1 pseudogene is annotated in these 236 nt (G+C 72.0%); it reads left to right on the top strand.

The annotated features are described in order from the left end of the window. A pseudogene (locus tag BN1120_RS19185) lies at positions 1-236 on the top strand (DNA internalization-related competence protein ComEC/Rec2); the annotation flags it as partial.

The raw sequence follows: 236 nt of genomic DNA on the forward strand, positions 1-236 counted from the left end.
AGCGCCGCCTGCTGGCACTGGCGCTGGAGGAGGGTGAGGGCGCGGGGCTGGCCAGCACCCTGCTGGTGAGCCCGCATCATGGCAGTCGCACCTCCTCCACGGCCCCCTTCGTGGCGGCGGTGAAACCTGCCTTCGTGGTGCACAGCGCAGGCTTCATGAACCAGTGGAGCTTTCCCCGCCCCGAGGTGGTGGCGCGATACCAGGGGGCGCGGCAGTGGGTCACGGGGGAGGCGGGC

The organism is Aeromonas caviae, from assembly GCF_000819785.1.
Taxonomy (GTDB): Bacteria; Pseudomonadota; Gammaproteobacteria; order Enterobacterales; family Aeromonadaceae; genus Aeromonas; species Aeromonas caviae.